Source organism: Falsiroseomonas algicola (assembly GCF_011040385.1).
In the GTDB taxonomy this organism is placed as follows: domain Bacteria; phylum Pseudomonadota; class Alphaproteobacteria; order Acetobacterales; family Acetobacteraceae; genus Falsiroseomonas; species Falsiroseomonas algicola.
On the sequence record NZ_JAAIKB010000007.1, the window covers coordinates 100,715 to 117,328 of the forward strand.

Sequence of the window (16,614 nt, forward strand, 5' to 3'; positions counted from 1 at the left end):
CGGGCATGAACGCGCCCGGCCAGCACCCCAATTTCGCGCCGGAGGGCCTCGCCGCGGGCCTCTCCGACAGCACGGGCGCCGACCTCGCCCGCGATGTGGTCGCCTACGACCCCCGCGCCGAGGCCGCCACGATCGAGGCCGCCTACGCCACCGCCAAGGCCGCGCATGAAGGCCAGAAGCGCGACAATGGCGACCCCTACATCACCCATCCCGTCGCCGTCGCGCGCATCCTGGCGCAATACCGGCTGGACAGCGCCTCCATCGTCACGGCCCTGCTGCATGACGTGGCGGAGGACACGAAGGTCGGCCTCGCCGACCTCGAGAAGCGATTCGGCAAGGAAGTCGCGCGCCTGGTGGATGGCGTCACCAAGCTGACGCGGCTGGAGCTGCAATCCGAGCGCACCAAGCAGGCCGAGAATTTCCGCAAGCTCGTCCTCGCGATGAGCGAGGACATCCGCGTGCTGCTGGTTAAGCTGGCGGACCGGCTGCACAACATGCGGACGCTCCACTTCGTCCCGCAGGAACACCGTCGCCGCAAGACGGCGCGGGAGACGATGGACATCTTCGCGCCCCTCGCGGAGCGCATCGGCATGGATGCGCTGAAGACGGAGCTGGAGACGCTGTCCTTCCGGGAGCTCGATCCCGACGCCTTCCAGACCATCGCCGCCCGCCGCGCCTTCCTCTACGGCCAGGGCGCGGACCTGATCGACGAGATCAGGGACGACCTGAACCACGTCTTCCGCGAGGCGGGCGTGGAGGTGCAGGAGCTGACGGGGCGGGAGAAGTCGCCCTACTCCATCTGGCTGAAGATGCACGGCAAGAAGGTGGAGTTCGAGCAGCTTTCGGACATCATGGCCTTCCGCGTCATCGTGCCGGACAAGGCCGCCTGCTACGCGGCGCTGGGCGCCGTCCATTCCGCCTATCGCGTGGTTCCCGGGCGGTTCAAGGACTACATCTCCACCCCCAAGCCCAATGGCTACCAGTCCATCCACACCGGCGTGACGGTGCCGGACAAGCGTAATGCCAAGATCGAGGTGCAGATCCGCACGCGGGAGATGCATGAGGTCGCGGAATACGGCGTGGCCGCGCACTGGATCTACAAGCAGGGCGGGCAGGTCGCGAAGGACAGCGGCAAGTTCCCCTGGGTGAAGGCGCTGCTCGACATCCTGGAACAGGCCGCCGAGCCGCAGGAATTCCTCGATGCCACGCGGCTGGAGCTGCACCGCGACCAGGTCTTCTGCTTCACGCCGAAGGGCGACCTGATCGCGCTGCCGCGCGGCTCCACCTGCGTCGATTTCGCCTACCAGGTGCACAGCCAGGTCGGCGACCAATGCGTGGGCGCCAAGATCAACGGCCAGATCAAGCCGCTGCGCACGCCGCTGGAGAATGGCGACCAGGTCGAGATCATCACGGCGCGCGGCGGCACGCCGAACCCGCAATGGGAACGCTTCGTCGTCACCGGCAAGGCGCGGGCGCGCATCCGGCGCTTCATGCATGCGGAGCAGCGCCAGGCCCAGCAGCAGGAAGGCCGCGCCGCCATCGCCAAGGCCTTCCGCCAGGAAGGCGTGGAGTTCAGCGAGAAGGCGCTGGAGCCCGCGCTGAAGGCGCTGAAGCAGCCGAGCTTCGAGGATCTCTGCATCGTCGTCGCCTCCGGCGCCGTCAGCCCGAAGGATGTGGTGCTGGCTGTCTATCCGGAGCTGCGTGGCCCGCCGCGGCCGCAGGACGTGCTGCCGATCGCCCGCTCCCGCCCTCGGGCCGTGCCGCTGCCGCCGCCGGGCAAGGGCAATCGCCGCGACGTCTCCATGGGTGTCACGGGGCTCGTCGCGGGCATGCAGGTGAACTTCGCGGGGTGCTGCCACCCGGTGCCGGGCGACCGCATCCTCGGCATCGTCACCACCGGCAAGGGTGTCACGGTCCACAAGACGGATTGCCCCAACCTCTCCTCCTTCGCCGACAGCCCGGAACGCTTCCTCGACATCGACTGGGATTATGCGGGCGGTGCGGGCACCGGCCATGTCGGGCGGATCGACGTGGTGACGGCCAATGACCGCGGCGCGCTCTCCGCCATCACGGATGCGGTGGCGCGGCAGGATGGCGCCATCGATAACATGCGGATCGTCCATCGCGGCCTGGACTTCCAGGAGATCGCCATCGACGTGGAGGTGAAGGACCTCCGCCACCTCGGCAACATCATCGCGGCACTCCGCGGCCTGCAGGTCGTGACCCAGGCCGAGCGGGCGAAGGGGTAGGGCGTGATCATCGGCCTCGGCAGCGACATCCTGGACATCCGGCGGATCGAGAAGACGATCGAGCGCTTCGGCGACCGCTTCCTGAACCGCATCTTCACCCCCGCGGAGCGCGCCAAGGCGGAGCGGCGGACGGAGAAGATCCGCGCCGCCACCTACGCCAAGCGCTACGCGGCGAAGGAGGCAGCCTCCAAGGCGCTGGGCACCGGCTTCCGGCAGGGCGTCTTCTGGCGCGACCTCGGCGTGGTGAACCTGTCCTCCGGCCAGCCGACGCTGCGCATGACGGGCGGCGCGGCGGCCAGGCTGGCGCAGATCACGCCGCCCGGCCTGGTCAGCCATGTGGCGCTGACCATGACGGATGAGTTTCCCTACGCCCAGGCGATGGTGATCATCACCGCCGTGCCGCTGCCGCGCATGGCGATGCCAACGAGCGCGCCGGGGATCGCGGTTCCTTGACAGGGCAGGGGTGGGCAGGCTCTATCCGGGGCCGCAGCGACACCCCCGACACGGGGGTTGTGCGATAGGATGCCCGCGAAAACTCCCTCCATGGTCAAGAAGCAGACGGGCGGCTGGCTCGAATCCACCAAGACCGTGGTCTATGCGGGGCTGATCGCCATCGGCATCCGCACCATCGCGTTCGAACCCTTCAACATCCCCTCCGGCAGCATGATCCCGACGCTGCTGGTGGGCGACTACCTCTTCGTGTCCAAGTACAGCTACGGCTATTCGCGGCATTCCATGCCCTTCAGCCCGAACCTGTTCCAGGGCCGCATCTTCGGCAGCCTTCCGGCCCGCGGCGACGTCGCGGTGTTCAAGCTGCCGCGGGACAATTCCACCGACTACATCAAGCGCATCGTCGGCCTGCCGGGCGACCGCGTGCAGGTCCGGGGCGGCGTCCTGCACCTGAACGGCCAGCCCGTGCGGCGGGAGCTGATCGGCCCCTATACGGTGGAGGGCGACGGCCCCCGCATCGTGGTGCGCGAATACCGGGAGTTCCTGCCGCCGCAGCCCGGCGTCGAGCCGCATGTCCACAACATCCTCGAGATGTCGGACGACCAGATCTACGACAACACCATCGAGTTCCGGGTGCCCGAGGGGCATGTCTTCGCCATGGGCGACAACCGGGACAACAGCCTGGACAGCCGCGAGCAGCGCAACGGCGTGGGCTTCGTGCCGGTCGAGAACCTGGTGGGACGGGCCGAGTTCATCTTCTTCTCCGTCGATGGCTCCGCCCGCATCTGGGAGTTCTGGGCCTGGCCGACCGCCATCCGCTGGAGCCGGCTGTTCAGCGCCGTCCGGTGACTCTGTCCGGCGAAGACCCCGTGGAGGCGCTGGCGGCGCGGCTGCCGCACCGCTTCCACAAGCCCGAGCTTCTGCTCCACGCGCTGACGCACCGCTCCGCCGCAGACCCGAAGCGGTCCATGCTCGATTCGAATGAGCGGCTGGAGTTCGTGGGCGACCGCGTTCTGGCGCTGGTGATGGCCGAATGGCTGGCGGAGCGCTTCCCGAAGGAACGGGAAGGGGACCTCGGCAAGCGGCTCGCGGTGCTGGTGGCGCAGGACCAGCTGGCGCGGGTGGCCATGGCGCTCGGCGTGGCCGCGGCGCTGCGCGTCACGCCGAATGAGGAGAAGTCCGGCGTCCGCAACCGCCCCTCCGTCCTGTCGGACGCGCTGGAGGCGGTGCTGGGGGCCATCTACCTCGATGGCGGGCTGGAACCGGCGCGCGCCTTGATCCGCCGCGAATGGGATGCGGCGCTGGAAGCCCCGGTGAAGCCGCCTTCCTCGCCCAAGTCGCGGCTGCAGGAATGGACGCTGGGGCGCGGCCTCGGGCTGCCGGAATACCTGGCGGTGGGCGCATCCGGCCCGTCCCACCACCCGGTCTTCACCGTCCGCGCGATCGCGGCGGGGAAGGAGGCCGAGGGGCAGGGCGAGAACAAGCGCGCGGCCGAACAGGCCGCGGCCGAACGGCTTCTGGCACTTCTGGGGGCCAAATGAACGAGACGTCCGAACCCACGCGCTGCGGCCTGGTCGCCATCGTCGGCGCGCCCAATGCCGGCAAGTCCACGCTGGTGAATGCGCTGGCGGGCACCAAGGTCACCATCGTCTCGCCGAAGCCGCAGACGACGCGCTTCCGCATCCGCGCCGTGGTGATGGAGGGGCGGGCACAGATCATCCTGGTCGATACCCCCGGCATCTTCGCGCCCCGCCGGCGGCTGGACCGCGCGATGGTCGCGGCCGCCTGGGGCGGCGCGCAGGATGCTGACCTTTCCGTGTTGATCGTCGATGCCCGCGCCGGGCTGACGGATGAGGTCCGCGCCATCGCGGAGAAGCTGAAGGGCAGCGGGCGGAAGCTCATGCTGCTGCTGAACAAGGCCGATCTGGTGGAGCCGCCGCGGCTGCTGCCGCTGGCCAAGGACCTCAACGACATCGTCCCCTTCGCCGAGACCTTCATGGTCAGCGCGTTGAAGGGCAGGGGGCTCGACCGGGTGAAGGCCGTGCTGGCCGCGAACCTGCCGGAAGGGCCCTACCTGTTCCCGGAGGATGACCTCTCCGACCTGCCGCAGCGCATGCTGGCCGCCGAGATCGTGCGGGAGCAGGTGCTGCGCCAGACGCATGAGGAAGTGCCCCACCACGCGACGGTCGAGACCGAGGCCTGGCAGGAGCGCAAGGATGGCAGCGCGCGGATCGAGGTGACGATCTACGTCACGCGCGCCACCCAGAAGGGCATCCTGATCGGCGATGGCGGGGCCAAGGTGAAGTCGATTGGCCAGGCCGCGCGGAAGGAGCTGGAGGCGCTGCTGGAGCGGCGCATCCACCTCTTCGTCAATGTCAAGGAACGCGCGGGCTGGGACGAGGAAGGCGGGCGCATACGGGCGCTGGGGCTGGACGACCCGGGGTAGAAAGATGATGCCGCTATTGCGCCGCTTTCTCAGTTCGATACGATGTCGATCAGGTGCTGGCGGATCCCATTCCAATGCCACTTCCACATCGGTGAGCGGACCCGTCCGCTGACCTTGAAATGGCCATCAAGCTTCACGCTGCGTATCGTGACTATATCAAGCACGAAGATGGCTTGATCAACAATCGCATCGGCTGGCTTGTGACTGTCCAATCGTTCAGTCTTGCCGCGTTGGGCATCGCCGCCGGAAAGTGGATCGAGGTGAAGGAAAAAATCCATCTACGTGATCCTGCAAAATCTCCTCCCGAAGTTCCGACTGAGCTTACCAGTTCCCTAGACCAGTTCGAGTTTTTTATCGGCTGGCTCGTTGTTTGCTCAATAGCGTATAGCGCTTACGGTGTCAGCATCGTCGAGCGTATAGCGCTTACGGTGTCAGCATCGTCAGTCGGGCGTCGAATGCTATCGAATCGCTCAAGCAATCGTACGTGCAGAATGTCGTCTCCGAGTACCCAAAGGCTTTTCTTCTGCCGGGTCTTACCGATGGTCGAAACTTGAAATACGTCGGAGCGCCCGCGATCGGTGAAACTCCAGGGGTGCGTGTGTTTCATTTTACGCCGTGGCTCTTCTTGGTATTCTGGGCCGGTGTTGCTATCATGCTCGTATATTGGGCGCCGCTGCGGAAATACATGGGTGAAATTCGAGCTTTACTGCCCGTTTAAGTTAATTCCGATCAGTAGGGAGCGCGACTCGCTTCAGCGCCGCCCGCCCTGGTTCCGCCAGGCCTCCGCGATGCGGCCGATGCGGTCCTCGACCGGCGCGGCGACGCTGCCGCCCGGCACGTCCCCGTTCCAGTGCCGCACCGGGCCACTATCCAGGTGCACGAAGCCGCGCCGCGGATAGACGCCGACGCCGCCCCGGTTCAGGCCGCGCGCCAACCCTGCAACCTGCTGCACGCGGGCGGGTGCGACCTCCAGGTCGATCGCGCCGGCACGGAGGTGCTGGCTGTCGCCCGCCCCATGCACCGCCGCGTTGATCGCCGGCGTCCGGTAGCCCGATCGCACCACCAGGGGGCCCGAGAGCCGCGCGGCCTCCGCCACATCGGCCAGGATGCCAAGCGCCTGGGCGTCGAAGGGGCGCGGACGGATGGTCGCGCTGTCCGCGAGCACGGCAGAGAGCTCAATCATGGCGCCGGGATCGGGGGCGGTGCCGTCATGCCAGGGGCCCTCGAACCGCGCGCCGGTATGGGCGTGGCGGAGGGACAATCGGCGGGGGGTGGCGGCATGGAGGGAAGGAGCGGCCAGGGTGAAGACCCCGGCGCCGAGCAGGAGGAGGCGTCGCTTCATGGCGGGGATAAGCGCCGGCGCGGGCGAATGAGCCCGCCGCTCACGCCCTCGGCACCGCACGCATGCTCACGATCTGCGGCGCGGCGGCAACAGCCACGACGAATCTTGCCCCGGCGCCCGCGATGTGGAACCCCGTTGCCCATGGAATGGGATGCCCCCGCCGTGGTGCTCGATGTCCGCCCGCATGGCGAGGGCGGCGCCATCGTCTCCGTCATGACGGAAGCCCATGGCCGCCACGCGGGCCTGGCCAAGGGCGGCACCTCCCGCGGCCAGGCGGCGCTGTGGCAGGCGGGGAATCTGGTGGAGGCGCGCTGGGTGGGGCGCCTGGCCGACCAGCTCGGCGCGATGAGCGCGGAGATGGTCCATCCCGCCGCGGCGCTGGCCATGGAAGACCCCCTCGCGCTCGCCGCGCTGCGCGCCGCCTGCGCGGTGGCGGAGGGCGCGCTGCCTGAACGGGAAGCCCATCCCCGCATCTTCCACGGCCTGGTTGCCTTCGTGGCGACGCTGGCGCGCGACACCGCCCTCGCGCTGCCCGACCTGGTGCGGTGGGAGGCCGATCTGCTCGCCGAACTCGGCTACGGGCTGGACCTGGCGCGCTGCGCCGTCACGGGGGGCACGGAGGATCTGGCCTTCGTCTCGCCCCGCAGCGGCCGCGCCGTCTCCGAACCCGCGGCCGGCGAATGGCGCGACCGGCTGCTGCCGCTGCCGCGCTTTCTCCTCGGACAAGGGCCGTCCACCGCGGCCGACTGGGCGGCCGGGCTGCGCTTGACCGGCCACTTCCTGGCGCGCGACGTCTTCGGCGTGCAGCACAAGGGACTGCCCGCGGCGCGGGAGATGCTGCTGGACCGGGTCGCGGCCGCCACCTGACCCATGCACCGCCTGCTGCCCGGGGAAGCCCTGCGCGCAACGCCTCCCGCCTTGTGGAACATCCTTCCGCGGGCGACGCTTCCGGCATGCGAAGCATCCCCCGCGCGGCCATCCCCATCCTGATCGCGGCGGCGCTCGCGCTGGCGCTCGCCAATGGCATGCGGCAGAGCCTCGGGCTCTTCCTGCAACCCGTGACCAAGGACCTCGGCATCGCCGTCGCCGACTTCACCCTGGCCATCGCCATGCAGAACCTGGTCTGGGGGATCGCCCAGCCCTTCGCCGGCGCCGTCGCCAGCCGCTTCGGCTTCCGGCCCACCATGCTGGCCGGCGGCGTCACCTACGCCGCGGGGCTCGCCATCTTCGGCCAGGCGGAGGGCAGCTTCGCCGTCATGCTCGGCGCGGGGCTGCTGGTCGGCATCGCGCTGGCCGCCACCGCCTCCGGCATGGCCATGGCCGTGGCCTCCCGCCCCGTGCCCACGGCCTCCCGCAGCACCGTCCTCGGCCTGGTCTCTGCCCTGGGGTCCACCGGGCCGCTGATGTCCGCCCCCATCGCGCAGGGGTTGATGGACGCCTTCGACTGGCGCGCGGGCGTCACCGGGCTGATGCTCCTCGCCCTCTGCCTGCTGCCCGCTGCCTGGATCGCCGGCCGCGTGGACGCCACCCCGGTGCCGCCCGCCCGCGGCGGCGACGTCTCCGCCCTCGTCGCGACACGCGCCGCGCTCAGCCACGGCTCCTTCATGATCATGGCCGGGGCCTACTTCGTCTGCGGCCTGCAGCTCGTCTTTCTCACCACGCACCTGCCCTCCTACCTCACCCTCTGCGGGCTCGACCCGATGCTGGGCGCCACCGCGCTCGGCGTCATCGCGGCCTTCAACGTCGTCGGCAGCCTGTTCTTCGGCTGGGCAGGCGGACGCTGGTCCAAGACCCTGCTGCTCGGCCTGATCTACGTCACGCGATCCCTCGTGCTGGCCTGGTACTTCGCGACACCGCCCAGCCCCACCTCCACCCTGGTCTTCGCCGCCATCATGGGATTCCTCTGGCTCGGCGTCGCACCCCTCATCTCCGGCGCCGTCGTGGAGATGTTCGGCCTGCAATGGCAGGCCATGATCCAGGGCTTCGCCTTCTTCAGCCACCAGCTCGGCAGCTTCCTCGGCGCCTTCGGCGGCGGCCTGATCTTCGACGCCCTCGGCTCCTACACCCTCGCCTGGCAACTCGGCGTCGGCATGGGCCTCACCGCCGGCACCCTGCAAATCCTGGCGTCGATCCCGCGCGGACCGAAGGCGCGCCCCGCGACGGCGTGACGTCCCGGGGCGTTGCGGCGGTGGCCCCTGGGGAAAGGGCTCCGCCCCTTCCCCAGACCCCTTCCCCGCAAAGGGCCAGCGGGCCCTTTGAACCCATGAATTGATCGGAAGGCGAGAGAGGGGCCCGATGCGCGCGCATGTTCGACGCGACCGCAGGGCCCCTCTCTCGCCTTCCGATGAAAACCTCGCGGTCCAGGGGCCCGAGGCCCCTGGCGCGGGAGAGGTCCGGAGAGGGGCGCGCAGCCCCTCGCCGGGGTTACCCGCCCGCGACACCCCCAGGCGTCACACCCCCGCGAAGGGCTCGTCCACGCTCCGCGAGGGTTCCGTCAGCCAGGAGGCGCCGGTGGAGGTGATGACGATGTGGTCTTCCAGGCGGATGCCGAATTCGCCGTAGATCGCCATGGTCGGTTCGATGGAGCCGGTGTTGCCGGGGGCGAGGGGTTGGGTGTTGCCGCCGACGAAGTAGGGGGCTTCGTGGACGTCCATGCCGATGCCGTGGCCGGTGCGGTGGGGCAGGCCGGGGACCTTGTAGCCGGGGCCGAAGCCGGCGGCGGTGATCACGCCGCGGCAGGCGTCGTCGATGGCGGCGCAGGGGGCGCCGGGTTTCGCGGCGGCGAAGCCGGCGGCCTGGGCGCGCTTGGTGAGGTCCCAGATCTCGCGTTGGCGGGCGTTGGGGGTGCCGAAGACGTAGCTGCGGGTGATGTCGGAGACGTAGCCATGGAGGGGCGCGCCGACATCCACGAGGACGACGTCGCCCTCCTTGAGCGTCTGCGGGTAGGGCACGCCGTGCGGGTAGGCCGAGGGTTCGCCGAAGAGGACGATGGAGAAGGACGGCCCCGCGTCGAAGCCGGCCTTGGCGTGGGCGGCGGAGAGGAAGGCCGCGACTTCCGTGGTGGTGACGCCGGGCTTGAGGGCGCGGGCGGCGGCGGCCTGGATGCGGAGTGTCATCCCCATGGCCTGGCGGAGCAGCGCGACCTCGTGGTCCGACTTCTGTTCGCGGAGGTGGGAGGTGACGGTCTTGCTGGCGATGAAGTGGTGGTTAGGGAGTGCGGCACGGAGGCCCTCGGCGACGAAGACGCGGGCCATGTCGTCGATCGCGATGGTGCCGCCGCTGATGTCGGCGGCGCGGAGGATGTCGCTGAAGAGGGCGTAGGGATCCTGGTCTTCCTCCCAGCCGCGCACTTCGCCGGGGAGCGCCAGCATGGTCTTGAGGCGCTCGACCTCGAATTCCGGGCAGAGATAGGTGAGGGGGCCGCGGACGGGGAGGACGGCGCCGACGGGGCGTTCGGACTGGCCGTGCTTCAGGCCGGTGAGCCAGGTGAGGTTGGTGGTGCCGTCGAGCCAGAGGGCGCTGATGCCGAGTTCGGCCATCCGGGCCTGGGCGAGGGCGACGCGCTTCGCGTGGTCTTCCGCCGCGATGGGCGGGACGGCGTCCCGTTCGTTCCTGATCGCAGCCAGTTCGGTGGCGAAGTCCGATCCGCCGACGCCGGTTGTCATGCTTCTTTCTCCAGTTCCTCGCGCAGCATTTCCAGCCGCAGCCATTCCTCTTCCGCCGCGTCGCGTTCAGCCTGTTTCTTGGCGAGCAGGCTGGTGCGGGCGGCGAAGCCGGCGGGGTCCTTCGTGTAGAGGTTCGGGTCCGCCAGGGCTTTCTGCAACGCCGCCATTTCCCGTTCGAGCTGGGCGATGCGGTCGGGCAGGGTTTCGAGGGCGTGCTTGTCCTTGAAGGACATCTTCGCGCGGGCGACGGCGCGCGGGGCTTCGGGGGCGGTGGTGTCGCGCGGGGCCGTGGCGGCGGCGGCGGCGATGGCGCGGGCCTGCACGCCGCGGCCGCGCTGCGCGACCATGTCGGAATAGCCGCCGGCATAGTCCTGCCAGCGGCCATCGCCCTCATAGGCGATGACGTTGGTGGCGACGCGGTCGAGGAAGTCGCGGTCGTGGCTGACGACGATCACGGTGCCGCCGTAGTCCGCCAGCAGTTCCTGGAGCAGGTCGAGGGTTTCGAGGTCGAGGTCGTTGGTGGGCTCGTCCAGCACCAGCAGGTTCGACGGCGTGGCCAGCGCACGCGCCAGCAGCAGCCGCCCGCGTTCGCCGCCCGAGAGCGCGCCGACGGGGGTGCGCGCCTGTTCGGGGAGGAAGAGGAAGTCCTTCATGTAGCCGATGACGTGCTTCGCCTCGCCGCCGATGCGCACCACGTCGCCGGACCCGCCGGTCAGCGCGGATTGCAGGGTGGTGGTGGGATCGAGGCTTTCGCGCTTCTGGTCCATCGTGACCATCTGCAGCGCGGTGCCGAGGCGGATGGTGCCGCTATCCGGCTGCAAGACGCCGGTCAGCATGTTGAGCAGCGTGGTCTTGCCTGCGCCGTTGGGGCCGACGATGCCGACGCGGTCGCCGCGCAGGATGCGCGTCGAGAAATCGACGACGACCGGCGCCTGGTCGCCGAAGCGCTTGTTCACGCCTTCCGCGGAGGCGACCAGCGTGCCGGAGCCATCGCCCTCGGCGGCGGCCATCTTCACCTGGCCCGGCGCGGTGACGCGTTCCTTGCGGCGCTTGCGGAGTTCCTGCAGGCCGGCCAGGCGCTTGACGTTGCGCTTGCGCCGGGCAGTGACGCCGTAGCGGAGCCAGTGTTCCTCCCGCACGATCTTGCGGGAAAGCTTGTGGGCTTCCTGCTCCTCCGCCTCCAGCACCTGGTCGCGCCAGGATTCGAACTGGGCGAATCCCTGTTCGAGGCGGCGGGTGGTGCCGCGGTCGAGCCAGACCATGGCGCGGGAGAGGCGTTCCAGGAATCGCCGGTCGTGGCTGATCAGGACGAGGGCGCTGCGGAGCTGGCCGAGTTCGCCTTCCAGCCATTCGATGGCGGGCAGGTCGAGGTGGTTGGTGGGCTCGTCCAGCAGCAGGATGTCGGGCTCCGGCGCCAGGGCGCGGGCCAGCGCCGCGCGGCGCGCCTCGCCGCCGGAGAGGCGGGCGGGTTCCTCCTCCCCGGTCAGGCCAAGGCCTTCGAGCAGCATGCGCGCGCGGTGGGGGTCATCGCCCGGGCCGAGGCCGGACATGACATAGGCGCCGGTGGTGGCGTGGCCGGTGAGGTCGGGTTCCTGCGGCAGGTAGCGGATGGTGGCGCCGGGCTGGATGAAGCGCGTGCCGCCATCGGAATCGATGATCCCCGCCGCGATCTTGAGCAGCGTCGATTTGCCGGAGCCGTTGCGCCCGACCAGCGCCACGCGATCCCCGGGCGCCACGGCGATCTCCGCGCCATCCAGCAGCTGGGTGGAACCGAGGCGGAGCTTGATGTCACGGAGGTGCAGCAGCGGGGGCAGGGCCATGGCGGGTGGGATGGGGGCGGCTGCCCGGCGCGTCAAGCGTGCGGGATTGCGCGGGCGGCATCGGGGTGGTGCGGAAGTTGCTTAACCTTGATCGGCCGGCGCGATGCGTGTCGGATCGTTTGCTGAACCGCCTGACCTTGCGCGTACCCCCACCCCGACCCTCCCCCGGAAGTCCGGGGGAGGGGGAAGGCGCGCTCCTGCACTCCCTCCCCCGCGATTGCGGGGGAGGGTCGGGGTGGGGGTTTGCGCTGCCTCGCCCGCGAAAGGACTCCCTCTATGCACCGCCGCAGCCTGCTGACCGCCCTTGCCCTGCCGATTGCGGCGCCCGCGCTCGCGCAGGGCGCCTGGCCCAACCGCCCGGTGCGCATCATCTCCTCCTCGCCCCCCGCCGGGGCGTCCGACATCCTGTCGCGGACCGTGGCCGCGGCCTTGCAGGAGCAGACGGGACAGTCCTTCCTGGTGGAGAACCGGCCGGGCGCCGGCGGCGTGCTGGGGTCCGACTTCGTCGCGAAGTCGGCACCCGATGGCTACACCTGGCTGACGACGAATGTCGGCCCGCAGGCCATCTTCCGCGAACTCGTGCGCAACATGCCCTACGACACGCGCAACGATTTCCGGCACGTCACCGTCATCGGCACGCTGCCCGTCGTGCTGATCGTCAACAAGGACCTGCCCTTCCGCACGCTGGCGGATTACGTCGCGGCGGCGAAGGCGCGGCCCGGCGCCATCAACTTCGGATCGGGCGGCAACGGCACGCTGCATCACCTGACGGCGGAGCTGCTGAAGGCCGCGGCCGGCATCGACATCACCCATGTGCCCTATCGCGGCGCGCAGGCGGCGACGGCGGACGTGCTGGGCGGGCGGATCGAGGGGATGATCGACAGCCTGCCCTCCGCCGCCGTGCATATCCGCAGCGGGAATGTGCGCGCCCTGGCCGTCTCCTCCGCGCAGCGCAGCAGCGCCTTCCCGGAGATCCCGACCTTTGCCGAGAGCGGCTACCCGGGCGTGGTGACGACCAACTGGTTCAGCATCGCGGGGCCCGCGCGGGTGCCGGAGGAGATCATCCAGGCGATGTACGCCCAGCTGAAGCGCGCGCTGGAGAGCGGGGCGGTGAAGGAAAGGCTGGCCGCGATCGGCGTCGATCCCGGCGGCGACCCCCCGGACGTGACCCAGCGCTACATCCATGGTGAGATCGACCGATGGGGTGAGGTGGTTCGCCGCACCGGCGTGACGATGGATTGAAACCAGCCATGACGACGTCCGAGGAACAGGCGGTGATGAACACCGCCGTGGTGGATCACGCCTGGTCGCTGGTGGAGGCCTTCGGCCGCATGCGGCGGCAGGACCCGCAGGAAGCCGCGGCGGCGGGGGAGGAGATCGCGCGGCGGCTGCAGGCGCTCGGCCTGCCCGTCACGGTGCACCGGCCGCGGCTCTATCTCGCGGTGCCGAAGGATGCGCATGTGACGCTGGGCGGGCAGCGCTTCCGCGCGCGGCCGGCGCAGCTGGCGCAGACGGCGCCGGGGGGGCTGACGGCGAAGCTGGTGTTCGTGGAGAATCCGGTGGGGCCGCCGGTGGGGTGGACGCCGAACTCGGCGGTGCTGTTTGGCGAAGGCTACGACCCGGCGCCGGGCGTGCCCGACGTCACGGGGAAGATCGTGCTGTTCCGGGGCATGATCCTGGCCGAGAAGATCCTGCATTTCGCGGCGCTCGGCGCTGCGGGGGTCATCGCGGTGAATCCCGGCCCCGACATGCATTGGGGCAGCGGCAGCGCCATTTGGGGGACGCCGGACCTGGATGACCTGCCCGGCCGCACGCCGATCCCGGGCTGCGCCGTCAGCAGGCCCGATGGCGATGTGCTGATCGAGGCGGCGCAGCGGGGCGAATCTGCGACGCTGACGACCATCGTCGAGGAAGGCTGGTTCGACCAGGTGCTGCCGGAAGTGCGCATCCCGGGGGAGGAGCCCGACTTCGCGCTGCTGCACGGGCATTACGACAGCTGGGATGTCGGCGTCGGCGACAATGCCACCGGCGATGCCTGCATGCTGGAAGTGGCGCGGGTGATCCACGCCAACCGCCAGCACCTCAGGCGCGGCGTGCGCATCTGCTGGTGGCCGGGACACTCCACGGGGAAGTTCGCGGGCTCCACCTGGTATGCGGATGAATTCGCGCGCGACCTGGCGCGGCACTGCGTCGCCCATATGAACTGCGACAGCCCCGGCTGCCGCGACGCGACGGACTACCCGACCATCCCCTGGATGGCGGAGAACCGCGCCTTCGTCACCGATGCGGTGCGGGACGCGACGGGGAAGGTCGCGGGGGGCAAGCGGCCGACGCAGTCCAGCGACTTCTCCTTCAACAACCTCGGCATCTCCGGCTGCTTCTCGGCGTCGTCGCGCATCCCGAAGGAGGAGGTGGAGCGGCGCGGCTGGTATTTCGTCATGGGCAATGGCGGCAACACCGCCTGGCACACGGATCGCGACCAGATGGAGGTCGCGGATCCCGGCGTGCTGCTGACGGATATCCGCCTCTATGCGCTGGCGCTGTTCCGCCTGGCGACGCTGCCTTCCATCCCGCTCGATCCCGGTGCGCTGGTGGCCGACCTGCAGGGGCATCTGCAACGCTACGCGAAGGCGGCGGGGGATCGCTTCGATCTTTCGCCGGCGGCGCGGGCCTTCGACGACCTCGCGCGGCGGCTGCGGGCCTTCGAGGCCGCGAACACCGATCCCGCGGTCGCGACGCGCGTCCGGCTCGCGGTGCTGCGGCTTCTCGTGCCGCTCGACTACACGCGCGGCACGCGATACCGGCGCGATTTCGGCCTGCCGGCGCCGCCGCTGACGCATCTGGCCGTGGCGGCGGAGCTGGATCGCTATCCGCCGGCGGCGCTCGGCTTCGCCACCACCAGCCTGAAGCGCGGGCTCAACCACGCGCTGGCGGCGGTGGAGGCCGCCGCGGAAGCCATCCCGTGACGGAGGCCTACGGCGCCCACGCCAACCCTGACCTGCTCTCGCGCATCCCGCTCGATGCGCGGCTGGTGCTGGATGTCGGTTGCGGGGCGGGGGCGCTTGGCGCCGCCTATCGCCGGCGCAACCCGGCGGCACGGCTGGTCGCCATCGAACCGGACGAGGCGTTGGCCGCCGAGGCCGCGCGGCATTACGACGAGGTGCATCGCCTCGACATCGAGGCCGCGCCGCCCCCGATCGAGCCCGGCACGCTCGATGCGCTGGTGCTGGGCGATGTGCTGGAACACCTGCGCGACCCCTGGGCGGTGCTGAAGCGCGACGCGGCGCTGCTGAGCCCCGGTGGCGTGCTGCTGGCCTGCGTGCCGAACCTGGAACACTGGTCCTTCGCCGCGCGGCTGCTGGCGGGGAAGTGGCGCTATGAGGCGATGGGCCTCTTCGACCGCACCCATCTCCGCTGGTTCACGCGCGACGGGATGAAGGAGGCGCTGGAGGGCGCCGGCCTGGTGCCGCTGGAAGCCGCGCCGCGCATCTTCGGGATCGAGAAGGCGGAGGCCTTCGCGAAGCAGGCGGAGCCCACGCTGCGCGCCATGGGCGTCGATCCCGCCGACTGGCTGCGTCGCAGCGCGCCGCTGCAATATGTGTGGCGCGCGACCAAAGCGGCGCCGAAGCCGCTGGTGGTGGTGGCACGCACGCTGAAGCCCGTGGGCGGCGTCAACGATGTGCGCGTGCTGGAACCCTTCGCCGCCATGGCGACGCGGCCGGGCATCGTCACGCGCGCAGGCATGGAGGCTTCGCTGCCGAAGCTCGATGCCGGCATCCCGCGCATCATGGTGCTGCAGCGGCGGCTGCTGGATCATCCGGATGCGCCCAGGTACCTGCGCGCGCTGCGCGCGACGGGCGCCGTGCTGGTGCAGGAATTCGATGACGACCCCGCGCATTGGCCCTCCATCGCCGCCAGCAACAGCCTGGCCTTCCGCGGCGTGCATGGCGTGCAGACCTCGACCGAGCCGCTGGCGGCGCTGCTGCGCGAATTGAACCCGGAAGTGGCGATCTTCCCGAATGCGCTGACATCGCTGCCGGAGCCCCGCAACTTCGCGGACCCGTCGCGAATGACCCTGTTCTTCGGCGCCATCAACCGGGAAGCCGATGTGGCGCCCTTCATCCCGGCGCTGAACCGGGCATTGGCGGAGGCCGGCCCGCGCCTGTCCATCGCGGTGATGCATGACCGCCGGACCTTCGAGGCGCTGGACACGCCGCACAAGAGCTTCGCGCCGCTGGCCCATTACGCCGACTACCGCGCCGCCATGGGGCGCTGCGAACTGGCCTTCCTGCCGCTGGCGGATACGCGCTTCAACCGCATGAAGTCGGACCTGAAGGCGGTGGAGGCGGGCGGGCATCGTCTGTGCTGCCTGGCCAGCCCGACGGTCTATGAGGGCAGCATCCGGCATGGGGAGACCGGCCTGATCGTCCGGTCGCCGGAGGAGTTGGTGGCGGCGCTGCGCGACCTGGTCGCCGATCCCGCCCGGGCGCGGGCCATGGCGGATGCCGCGCATGACTGGGTGCGGCGGGAGAGGCTGCACGCGCATCAGGTGGCGGCGCGGATCGCCTGGTATCGCGGGCTGTGGGAGCGGCGCGCGGCGCTGGATGCGGCGCTGCTGGAAAGGGTGCCGGCGGTGGGGTGA

Annotated in this window: 14 protein-coding genes; 10 read left to right on the forward strand and 4 right to left on the reverse strand. The window is 70.1% G+C overall.

Annotation, left to right across the window (positions count from 1 at the left end):
- The first annotated feature begins 5 nt into the window (after positions 1-5).
- The 5 genes from G3576_RS17885 to era all read left to right on the forward strand — a co-directional run bounded on the left by G3576_RS17885 (position 6) and on the right by era (position 5,145).
- Entirely contained in the window at positions 6-2,249 is a 2,244-nt protein-coding gene (locus tag G3576_RS17885; protein WP_164695803.1) for a RelA/SpoT family protein, read from the forward strand.
- A gap of 3 nt (positions 2,250-2,252) precedes the next feature.
- A complete protein-coding gene (gene acpS / locus G3576_RS17890; RefSeq protein WP_164695804.1) occupies positions 2,253-2,702 on the forward strand; it encodes a holo-ACP synthase in 450 nt (149 codons plus the stop codon).
- 90 nt (positions 2,703-2,792) lie between these two features.
- A complete protein-coding gene (gene lepB / locus G3576_RS17895; protein ID WP_164695805.1) occupies positions 2,793-3,548 on the forward strand; it encodes a signal peptidase I in 756 nt (251 codons plus the stop codon).
- Positions 3,545-4,240, forward strand: a complete 696-nt coding sequence (rnc, locus tag G3576_RS17900; RefSeq protein WP_328729304.1) for a ribonuclease III — start codon at positions 3,545-3,547, stop codon at positions 4,238-4,240. The genes lepB and rnc overlap by 4 nt, the downstream gene beginning before the upstream one ends.
- Complete coding sequence (gene era / locus G3576_RS17905) at positions 4,237-5,145, forward strand: GTPase Era (protein WP_164695806.1); 909 nt, start codon at positions 4,237-4,239, stop codon at positions 5,143-5,145. The genes rnc and era overlap by 4 nt, the downstream gene beginning before the upstream one ends.
- 29 nt (positions 5,146-5,174) lie before the next feature.
- On the opposite strand, the gene G3576_RS17910 is transcribed toward era, so the two are convergent.
- Positions 5,175-5,423 (reverse strand): hypothetical protein, encoded by a 249-nt coding sequence (locus tag G3576_RS17910; RefSeq protein WP_164695807.1) that lies wholly within the window; start codon positions 5,421-5,423, stop codon positions 5,175-5,177.
- A 473-nt stretch (positions 5,424-5,896) separates the two neighbouring features.
- Positions 5,897-6,487 carry a YcbK family protein gene (locus G3576_RS17915; RefSeq protein ID WP_164695808.1) on the reverse strand — a complete coding sequence of 197 codons (591 nt, stop codon included), beginning with the start codon at positions 6,485-6,487 and terminating at the stop codon, positions 5,897-5,899.
- Between the two features lie 141 nt (positions 6,488-6,628).
- Here G3576_RS17915 and recO point away from each other — a divergent pair, with 141 nt between their 5' ends.
- Positions 6,629-7,354, forward strand: a complete 726-nt coding sequence (gene recO, locus G3576_RS17920; protein WP_164695809.1) for a DNA repair protein RecO — start codon at positions 6,629-6,631, stop codon at positions 7,352-7,354.
- An 86-nt stretch (positions 7,355-7,440) separates the two neighbouring features.
- Positions 7,441-8,655 (forward strand): MFS transporter, encoded by a 1,215-nt coding sequence (locus G3576_RS17925; RefSeq protein WP_164695810.1) that lies wholly within the window; start codon positions 7,441-7,443, stop codon positions 8,653-8,655.
- Between the two features lie 282 nt (positions 8,656-8,937).
- Here the strand turns inward: G3576_RS17925 and G3576_RS17930 are convergent, their stop codons facing one another.
- Positions 8,938-10,152 carry a M24 family metallopeptidase gene (locus G3576_RS17930; protein ID WP_164695811.1) on the reverse strand — a complete coding sequence of 405 codons (1,215 nt, stop codon included), beginning with the start codon at positions 10,150-10,152 and terminating at the stop codon, positions 8,938-8,940.
- On the reverse strand, positions 10,149-11,972 hold the full coding sequence (locus G3576_RS17935) for an ABC-F family ATP-binding cassette domain-containing protein (protein ID WP_164695977.1): 1,824 nt from the start codon (positions 11,970-11,972) through the stop codon (positions 10,149-10,151). Before G3576_RS17935 ends, G3576_RS17930 begins: the two co-directional genes overlap by 4 nt.
- Positions 11,973-12,248: 276 nt before the next feature.
- On the opposite strand from G3576_RS17935, the gene G3576_RS17940 reads away from it, so the two are divergent.
- Genes G3576_RS17940 through G3576_RS17950 form a run of 3 tightly spaced genes read left to right on the forward strand, consistent with a single transcriptional unit; the run spans position 12,249 to position 16,614 of the window.
- Positions 12,249-13,214, forward strand: coding sequence for a Bug family tripartite tricarboxylate transporter substrate binding protein (locus G3576_RS17940; RefSeq protein ID WP_164695812.1), 966 nt, complete (start codon positions 12,249-12,251; stop codon positions 13,212-13,214).
- Positions 13,215-13,222: 8 nt separating this feature from the next.
- Positions 13,223-14,938 carry a M28 family peptidase gene (locus G3576_RS17945; RefSeq protein WP_164695813.1) on the forward strand — a complete coding sequence of 572 codons (1,716 nt, stop codon included), beginning with the start codon at positions 13,223-13,225 and terminating at the stop codon, positions 14,936-14,938.
- The gene (locus G3576_RS17950; RefSeq protein ID WP_164695814.1) at positions 14,935-16,614 is read left to right on the forward strand and encodes a methyltransferase domain-containing protein; all 1,680 of its coding nucleotides are present in this window, start codon (positions 14,935-14,937) and stop codon (positions 16,612-16,614) included. The genes G3576_RS17945 and G3576_RS17950 overlap by 4 nt, the downstream gene beginning before the upstream one ends.

Coding starts and splice junctions, on each gene's coding strand:
- G3576_RS17885 (WP_164695803.1), top strand. CDS start 6: ATGAACGCGCCCGGCCAGCACCCCAATTTCGCGCCGGAGGGCCTCGCC.
- lepB (WP_164695805.1), top strand. CDS start 2,793: ATGGTCAAGAAGCAGACGGGCGGCTGGCTCGAATCCACCAAGACCGTG.
- era (WP_164695806.1), top strand. CDS start 4,237: ATGAACGAGACGTCCGAACCCACGCGCTGCGGCCTGGTCGCCATCGTC.
- G3576_RS17910 (WP_164695807.1), bottom strand. CDS start 5,423: ATGGATTTTTTCCTTCACCTCGATCCACTTTCCGGCGGCGATGCCCAA.
- G3576_RS17915 (WP_164695808.1), bottom strand. CDS start 6,487: ATGAAGCGACGCCTCCTCCTGCTCGGCGCCGGGGTCTTCACCCTGGCC.
- recO (WP_164695809.1), top strand. CDS start 6,629: ATGGAATGGGATGCCCCCGCCGTGGTGCTCGATGTCCGCCCGCATGGC.
- G3576_RS17925 (WP_164695810.1), top strand. CDS start 7,441: ATGCGAAGCATCCCCCGCGCGGCCATCCCCATCCTGATCGCGGCGGCG.
- G3576_RS17930 (WP_164695811.1), bottom strand. CDS start 10,152: ATGACAACCGGCGTCGGCGGATCGGACTTCGCCACCGAACTGGCTGCG.
- G3576_RS17935 (WP_164695977.1), bottom strand. CDS start 11,972: ATGGCCCTGCCCCCGCTGCTGCACCTCCGTGACATCAAGCTCCGCCTC.
- G3576_RS17940 (WP_164695812.1), top strand. CDS start 12,249: ATGCACCGCCGCAGCCTGCTGACCGCCCTTGCCCTGCCGATTGCGGCG.
- G3576_RS17945 (WP_164695813.1), top strand. CDS start 13,223: ATGACGACGTCCGAGGAACAGGCGGTGATGAACACCGCCGTGGTGGAT.